General features: G+C 70.1%; 7 protein-coding genes and 1 pseudogene. 3 read left to right on the top strand and 5 right to left on the bottom strand.

Annotated features, from left to right (window positions below):
- Positions 1–383: pseudogene (locus tag J0695_RS35420) on the bottom strand (3-oxoacyl-ACP reductase); the annotation flags it as partial.
- Between the two features lie 71 nt (positions 384–454).
- Here J0695_RS35420 and J0695_RS35415 point away from each other — a divergent pair.
- Complete coding sequence (locus J0695_RS35415) at positions 455–1,762, top strand: acetyl-CoA C-acetyltransferase (RefSeq protein ID WP_206968880.1); 1,308 nt, start codon at positions 455–457, stop codon at positions 1,760–1,762.
- Between the two features lie 25 nt (positions 1,763–1,787).
- Positions 1,788–3,671 carry an AMP-dependent synthetase/ligase gene (locus tag J0695_RS35410; protein ID WP_206968879.1) on the top strand — a complete coding sequence of 628 codons (1,884 nt, stop codon included), beginning with the start codon at positions 1,788–1,790 and terminating at the stop codon, positions 3,669–3,671.
- Positions 3,672–3,758: 87 nt separating this feature from the next.
- On the opposite strand, the gene J0695_RS35405 is transcribed toward J0695_RS35410, so the two are convergent.
- Together J0695_RS35405 and J0695_RS35400 are read right to left on the bottom strand one after the other, a co-directional pair.
- On the bottom strand, positions 3,759–4,964 hold the full coding sequence (locus J0695_RS35405; protein ID WP_206968878.1) for an FAD-dependent oxidoreductase: 1,206 nt from the start codon (positions 4,962–4,964) through the stop codon (positions 3,759–3,761).
- Positions 4,961–5,422 (bottom strand): hypothetical protein, encoded by a 462-nt coding sequence (locus tag J0695_RS35400; RefSeq protein WP_206968877.1) that lies wholly within the window; start codon positions 5,420–5,422, stop codon positions 4,961–4,963. Before J0695_RS35400 ends, J0695_RS35405 begins: the two co-directional genes overlap by 4 nt.
- A gap of 65 nt (positions 5,423–5,487) precedes the next feature.
- Here J0695_RS35400 and J0695_RS35395 point away from each other — a divergent pair, with 65 nt between their 5' ends.
- Positions 5,488–6,102 carry a PadR family transcriptional regulator gene (locus tag J0695_RS35395; RefSeq protein ID WP_206968876.1) on the top strand — a complete coding sequence of 205 codons (615 nt, stop codon included), beginning with the start codon at positions 5,488–5,490 and terminating at the stop codon, positions 6,100–6,102.
- A gap of 111 nt (positions 6,103–6,213) precedes the next feature.
- On the opposite strand, the gene J0695_RS35390 is transcribed toward J0695_RS35395, so the two are convergent.
- Both J0695_RS35390 and J0695_RS35385 read right to left on the bottom strand, forming a co-directional pair.
- Positions 6,214–6,609 carry a DnaJ family domain-containing protein gene (locus J0695_RS35390; RefSeq protein WP_206968875.1) on the bottom strand — a complete coding sequence of 132 codons (396 nt, stop codon included), beginning with the start codon at positions 6,607–6,609 and terminating at the stop codon, positions 6,214–6,216.
- 77 nt (positions 6,610–6,686) lie between these two features.
- The coding region (locus J0695_RS35385; protein WP_242553609.1) for a lipase family protein at positions 6,687–7,151 on the bottom strand (465 nt) is incomplete at its 5' end.

Genomic DNA, 7,151 nt, shown 5'->3' with positions numbered 1-7,151 from the left:
TGGTGGTGGTCGTCGGCGGCCAGGGGTGCGCCGATGACCACCACCCGGCCGCAGTCGGCGACCGACCTGACCACCGGGTGCAGCGCCGCGTGGACCTCCGCCAGCGCGGCCGCCGTCGCGACGCCCGTCGCGTCGACGACGACCGCGGCCGGGCGGGAGGACTCCCGGACCGTCTCCGTCGGCCTCAGGCCCGGGCCCATACGGGAGAGCACGTCCGCGAGGCCGGGGAGCGGGTCCGCTGCCGTCAGGTGCAGCAGATCGCCTTCCAGGAAGGGGTGTTCGATGCTCCATCGCCGCAGTTCAGCCGGTTGCGGAAGCCTCAGTCGCTTGGTCAGGAAACGGCCGGGTGCTGTGCCTGTGAAGTGCAGATAGCGATCGGCCATTGTCCGGACTCCCTGGGTAGCCGTAGATTTACTCCAGAGTAAGGTTACTCAAGGGTCAGGAGCTGGTCGAGATGATCCCCCTCAAAGTCGCCGTCGTCGGCGGCAGCCGTATCCCCTTCGCGCGCTCCGACGGCCCGTACGCCACCGCGTCCAACCAGGACATGCTCACCGTGGCCCTGGACGGACTCGTCGAGCGGTACGGGCTCGGGGGCGAGCGGGTCGGGGAGTTCGTCGCCGGGGCCGTCCTCAAGCACAGCCGCGACTTCAACCTGGCGCGGGAGGTCGTGCTCGGGTCGAAACTCGATCCGCGGACACCGGCGTACGACATCCAGCAGGCCTGCGGGACCGGCCTGCAGGCGGTGATCGCCGCCGCCAACAAGATCGCGGTCGGTGCGATCGACTGCGCCGTCGCGGGTGGCGCGGACACCACGAGCGACGCGCCGCTCGGGGTCAACGACCGCCTGCGGAAGATCCTCCTGGAGGCGCGGCGCGCCAAGTCCGCCGGGGCCAGGGTGAAGGCGCTCGCGAAGATCAGGCCCGCGCATCTGGTACCGGACATTCCGCGCAACTCCGAGCCCCGGACCGGCCTTTCGATGGGCGAGCACGCTGCGGTCACGGCCCGCGAGTGGGGTGTGCGGCGCGAGGACCAGGACGCGCTCGCCGCCGCCAGCCACCAGCGGCTGGCCGCTGCGTACGAGCGCGGCTTCCTCGATGATCTGGTCGTTCCCTTCCGGGGACTTGAGCGCGACCAGAACTTGCGGCCAGGGTCGACCGTGGAGAAACTCGCCACGCTCAAGCCGGTGTTCGGCACCGACCACCCGGCCGAGGCGACGATGACGGCGGGCAACTCGACCCCGCTGACCGACGGCGCGGCGACCGTACTGCTCGCGAGCGAGGAGTGGGCGCGCGAGCGCGGGTTCGAACCGCTGGCATATCTGACCGTGTACGAGACCGCCGCCGTGGATTTTGCCGGAGGCGAATCAAACAAGCACAGCGCCGGAGGCGAATCAAACAAGCACAGCGTCGGCGGTGAGGACGGGCTGCTGATGGCGCCCGCGTACGCCGTCCCGCGCATGCTGGAGCGCGCCGGTCTGACCATCGACGACTTCGACCTCTTCGAGATCCACGAGGCCTTCGCCTCCCAGGTCCTGGCCACCCTGGCCGCCTGGGAGAAGCAGGGTCTCGCACCCGTCGACCGGGCGAAGCTCAATGTCGCCGGGTCGTCCCTGGCCACCGGTCACCCCTTCGCGGCGACCGGCGCCCGCATCGTCGCCACCCTCGCCAAGCTGCTCTCGGAACGGGACACTCCGGGACGCGGCCTGATCTCCGTCTGCGCCGCGGGCGGCCAGGGCGTGACGGCGATCCTCGAACGGCCCTGATCACCACCCATCTGAGGAGCCGCACATGACCATGTCTGTAGCGCGGGTCGAGCCACGGAAGCTGACGGTCGACGGCGTGGTGCGGGAGGTTTCCGTAGCCCCGCTCGTGGCGCCCGTCACCCATGGCTCGCTCGCCGAAATCCCTTACGACAACGCGCGCGAAGCCCCCGGCGAGGCCGTCCTCAGCAGGAAGCAGGCCGACGGCAGCTGGCGGGACGTCACCGCCAGGGACTTCGCCGCGGAGGTCCAGGCGGTGGCCAAGGGGCTGATCGCCGAGGGGCTGCAGCCGGGTGACCGGATCGCGATCATGGCCCGTACGACCTACGAGTGGACGCTCGTCGACTTCGCCGCCTGGGCCGCGGGCCTGGTCACCGTCCCCATCTATCCGACCTCGTCCGCCTTCCAGGCCCGCTGGATCCTGCAGGACTCGGGTGCGGTCGCCTGCGTGGTGGAGAACAAGGAGCAGGCGCGGGTCATCAGCGCCGAGCGGCGGCAGATAGCGGGACTCGCGCACCTGTGGGAGTTCGACACGGGCGCGGTGAGCGTGCTGAAGCAGGCGGGGCGTCACGTACCCGACGAGGCGGTGGCGGAGCGGCGGATGTCGCTGACACCGGCGTCGGTCGCCACCCTCATCTACACCTCGGGGACGACGGGCCGCCCCAAGGGCTGTGTCCTCACGCACGCCAACTTCTTCGCCGAAGTGGACAATTCGATCGAGCTGCTGCACCCGGTCTTCAAATCGGTGAGCAAGGAGCCGGCCTCGACGCTGCTGTTCCTGCCGCTGTCGCACGTCTTCGGGCGGATGGTCGCGATCGGGTGTCTGCGGGCACGGGTGCGGCTCGGGCATGCGCCGAGCATCCGGACGGAGGATCTGCTGGCGGATCTCGCCGGTTTCAGGCCGACGTTCCTGCTGGCCATCCCGTATGTGCTGGAGAAGGTCTACAACACGGGGCGGGCGACCGCCGAGAAGATGGGCCGGGCTTCGTCCTTCGACCGCGCGGCGAGGATCGCGCAGCGGTACGGGGAGGCGGTCGAGGCGCGGGAGCACGGGACGGGGAACGGCCCCGGCTTCGGTCTGCGCATGGTCCACGCGCTCTACGACCCGCTGGTCTACCGGCGTATCAGGGCGGCTCTCGGCGGCAAGGTGAAGTACGCGATCTGCGGCGGATCCCCGCTCGGGCACCGGCTCGCCGCGTTCTACGCGGGCGCGGGCATCGAGATCTTCGAGGGGTACGGACTGACGGAGACGACCGCGGCCGCGACCGTCACCCCGCCGCTCAAACCCCGTCTGGGAACGGTGGGCTGGCCGTTGCCCGGGACGGCGGTACGGATCGCGGACGACGGCGAGGTGCTGCTGAGCGGGGGACAGGTCTTCAGCGGGTACTGGGACCCGGCGCGGGGCGAGGCGGTGCCGGTGACGGCGGACGAGTGGTTCGCGACGGGGGACGTGGGGGAGCTCGACGAGGACGGGTATTTGACGATCACCGGGCGCAAGAAGGACATCATCATCACCTCCGGCGGGAAGAACGTCGCGCCCGCGCCGCTGGAGGACTGGCTGCGCGCTCATCCGCTGGTCGGGCAGTGCATGGTGGTCGGCGACAACCGCAGTTACGTCACCGCGCTGGTCACGCTGGAGCCGGACGGGCTTGCGCACTGGCGGCGGATGCGGAAGAAGACGGACGTCCCGATGCGGGAACTGGTGCGGGACGAGGAGCTTCTTGCCGCGCTGCAGCGGGCGGTGGACGAGGCGAACCGGCTGGTGTCGCGGCCGGAGTCGATCCGTAAGTTCACGGTGCTGACGGTGGACTTCACGGAGGAGAGCGGACATCTGACGCCGTCGCTGAAGCTGAAGCGGGGGGCCATCGCCAAGGACTTCTCGGCGGAGATCGAGGCGCTTTACCGGGGATAGCCCCTCCGGCGATTGACGAGCGGGGGTGCGGGGGCGGAGCCCCCGCAAGCGGCCGGAGGCCGCTTGTCCTCAATCGCCGGACGGGCTTCATGGGTTGGTGGGGCTTGCGTCCCAGTCGATGTGGTGGTCGAACTGCCACGCCGTCTTCTCCGGCTTGGCCACCAGCTTCATCAGCGGCGGCATCAGCAGATCCCGGATCACCCGCCCCACCGGCCCCACCGACTTGTCGCTGTTCGTCCGCTCGCCGAGCTTGATGATCCGCTCGACGCGCGGCCGGCGCAGCCGTTCGTACGCCTCGAAGGCCTGGTCGTACGGCAAGTCGCGCAGGCAGCGCGCCAGTTCCACGGCGCTCTCGATGGCGATGGACGCGCCCTGTCCGGAGCTGGACGACGCCGCGTGGGCCGCGTCGCCGATCAGGGTCATCCGGCCACGGGTCCAGGTGGGGAGCGACGAGGGCATGTTCTCGACCGGGCCCGTGATGAGCAGGTCGTCCGCGGGGGTGCGGCTGATCATGTCGAGCGCGGGGGTGCGGTCGTCGGCGAAGAGCGTGTGCAGCGTACGCAGCCACTCCTTCGCGCCGACCGCCTGCGCCTCGGCCAGGGTCATCGGCTCGTGGCGCGGGACGTTGGCGAACCAGACGGCGGAGGAGTCGTCGAAGATCTGGTAGCCGAAGAAGGCGCGCTTGCCGAAGCACATGTACATCACGCCGTCCGTGGACGGGAGCCCTGATGCGGGCATCCGGGCGCCGAAGGAGACCAGGCCCGCGTAGTGCGGGGAGGGGGCCGCCGGGTCGATGAGGGTACGGACCGAGGAGCGGATGCCGTCGGCGCCGATCAGGATGTCGGCGCTCGCCTCCGTACCGTCGGCGAAGTGTGCGGTGACGGCCGAGTCCGTCTCGACCGCGTCCACCAGGCGCTTGCCGTGGACGATGGGGACCGAGCGGCGGGCGGCCTCCGCGTAGATGCCGCGGTAGAGGTCGGCGCGCCAGACGAACTGCATCGGGGGCAGCCGGTCGGGCGGTGCGAAGCGGGCGAGCTGCTTGCCGTTCCAGCTGCGCAGGCCCATGGACGTGACCGGGATGCCGACGGCGCGCACGATGTCGCCCGCGCCGATCGCGTCCAGGGCGAACTGGCCGTTGGGGGCGATGCTCATGCCGCCGCCGGTGTGGTCGGCCGTGGAGTCGTACGCCTCGTGGACGGTCGCCTCGATGCCGGCCTTCTGGAGCGCCATCGCGGCCACGGGGCCCGCGATGCCGCCGCCGACGACGATCGCCGTGCGGGTGTTGCTGGTCATGACTGCTGCCTCCTGGCCGGGTCGTCGATCGTGGGGAAGCCGCCGGTCCTCCGGACACGGCGCAGCTCCTGGACGTACGCGCGGGAGAACATCGCCGACAGGAGCGCGATGCCGCCGCGGTGGACGCGGATCTCGCTGTTCGTCGCGGTGCCGGAGAGGTGGATGCGGCGGGCGGACTTGTCGCCGGTGGACGCGGACCCGGAGTCCTTGATCCTGCCGCGGGCGGTCCAGCCGAGGTTCCAGTGGTCGAGCGAAGTGTCGTCGCTGACAAGGAGCTTGACCATGGCCCGGTCCAGATCGAGGTGGATGTCGATGTCGTCGGGGAGGTCGGGGGAGCGGAGGTCGAGAACCGTGGCGCCGTGCCTGGCCCTGATCTCGAAGCGGCCGGCGTCGGTCCAGTTGCCGAGGTGCTTGACGAGGGTGTGGTCCGAGTGGATGCGCTCTGTGGAGGTGGTCATGGATAAATAGTTGCACTGAAACTAGTCTCACGTCAACTAGTTTGGGTGAGGCTAGTATCGGAACCATGAACGCGACCCCTCCCCGCAGCTCCCCGCTCGCCCTCACGGTCCTTGCCCTGCTGCACTACAAGCCGCTGCACCCGTACGGAATCCAGCGGCTGATCAAGGACTGGGGCAAGGAACAGGTCGTCAATGTGAGCCAGCGTGCGAGCCTCTACCGCACGATCGAGCGGCTGCACGGCGCCGGACTGATCGAGATCCTGGAGACGGGGCGCGACCAGCTCTACCCCGAGCGGACTGTGTACGAAGTGACGGACGCGGGACGCGACACCGCGCGCGCCTGGCTGGAAGAGATGCTCGGGGCGCCGAAGGCGGAGTTCCCGGAGTTCCCCGCCGCTCTGTCGAATCTGCTGCTGCTCTCGCCGGAGGAGATGGCGGACACCCTGGACCGGCGGGCGACTGCACTCGCCGAGAAGCTCGACGGCATCGAGTCGGGCCTGCTGGAGGAGAAGGCGCAGGGCCTGCCGCGCGTCACCCGCCTGGAGACGGAGTATCTGCGAGCCGTCACGGACGCCGAGCTGGAGTGGGTGCGCGCGGTGGTCAAGGACCTGCGGGCGGGCCGGATCACCTGGACGCCGGAGGTCCTGGACGCCTTCGCGGAGGGCGCCGGCGAGCAGTAGCCCGGAGAGCAGTAGCCAAGACAGCGGCGGCCCGGGCAGCAGCGGCCCGGACAGCAGTGAGCCCGTCCCGGCGCGATGCGGGGCGGGCATGCAGGCGATGAGGTGGGCCCGTCAGAGGGCCGTGCGCCACTCCTCGACCGCCGCCTCCACGTCGAACCGCTTCAGGTTCAGCGGCGGTCCCGGCGGAGGCATACGCGTTGCCGCATCGATCTTGACGTTCACCTCGGTGAGGATCCGCCGTACCTGGGCCTCGGTCCGCGCCGCCGCGACCGCCTCCACCGCGTCCTCGGCCTCCTTGCGCAGGGCCAGGGCGATTGGCAGGACCGAGACGCCCTCACGGTGCATCTTGCCCTTGATCCACCAGAGTTCGTCGTACGGAGCCTTCTCGTCCGGGAGCGGCTTTCCGAATCCGGGCAGGTCCTTGAAGTCGCCGCGGTCCGACGCGTCCCTGATCTGCTTGTCGATCCATGATTCGAAGTTCACGCCCGGGGGCTTGCGATCGGTCACCTGGAGGCCCCCCGTCGGGATGGATGGGGCCGCCGGGATCCCGCCGCGGCCGCCCCACCACCGTACCTCCGTGCGAATCAGCAGTTGCCGGGTGCCGCCCGGCCCGCGAAACGGCCCGCCAGCCAGTCGGCGGCGGGCAGCGCGCCCACCGTCACCCCGCCGATGTGCCCGAGCAGCGGATACGACTTCCACTGCACGCGCGCACCCTTCCCGCACCAGTCGGCGCGCAGCCGCTCACCCACCGCGTAAGGAATCAGCTCGTCGAGTCCGCCGTGGTAGAGGTACACGGGCGCGTCCGGCGCCTTCGTCCCCAGGTGCGACTCGTTCAACCGCGCCTGCCAGTCCGGCTCGTCGAGCGGGTTCTTCACCGTCACGTCGGAGATGTGCTGGAAGAGCCCGGCCACCGCGTTCTCTGCGACGCAGTTCTTCTTCATGAAGTCGACGTAGCCGCGGCCCTTGTCGTTGAGGTATTTGTCCAGGCCGAGCTCGGGGAACGCGGCGTTCTGGCCGGCGGCCGCCATCAGGATCAGGCCCGCCCCGAT

Origin of the sequence: Streptomyces beijiangensis (assembly GCF_017315755.1) — a bacterium.
In the GTDB taxonomy this organism is placed as follows: domain Bacteria; phylum Actinomycetota; class Actinomycetes; order Streptomycetales; family Streptomycetaceae; genus Streptomyces; species Streptomyces beijiangensis.
Note: the sequence above shows the minus strand (reverse complement) of the source record. Positions and strands in the feature narration are given on the sequence as shown.

What these genes read in the sequence shown, in the direction of transcription:
- J0695_RS35415 (WP_206968880.1), top strand. Translation starts at nt 455, where the DNA reads ATGATCCCCCTCAAAGTCGCCGTCGTCGGCGGCAGCCGTATCCCCTTC.
- J0695_RS35410 (WP_206968879.1), top strand. Translation starts at nt 1,788, where the DNA reads ATGACCATGTCTGTAGCGCGGGTCGAGCCACGGAAGCTGACGGTCGAC.
- J0695_RS35405 (WP_206968878.1), bottom strand. Translation starts at nt 4,964, where the DNA reads ATGACCAGCAACACCCGCACGGCGATCGTCGTCGGCGGCGGCATCGCG.
- J0695_RS35400 (WP_206968877.1), bottom strand. Translation starts at nt 5,422, where the DNA reads ATGACCACCTCCACAGAGCGCATCCACTCGGACCACACCCTCGTCAAG.
- J0695_RS35395 (WP_206968876.1), top strand. Translation starts at nt 5,488, where the DNA reads ATGAACGCGACCCCTCCCCGCAGCTCCCCGCTCGCCCTCACGGTCCTT.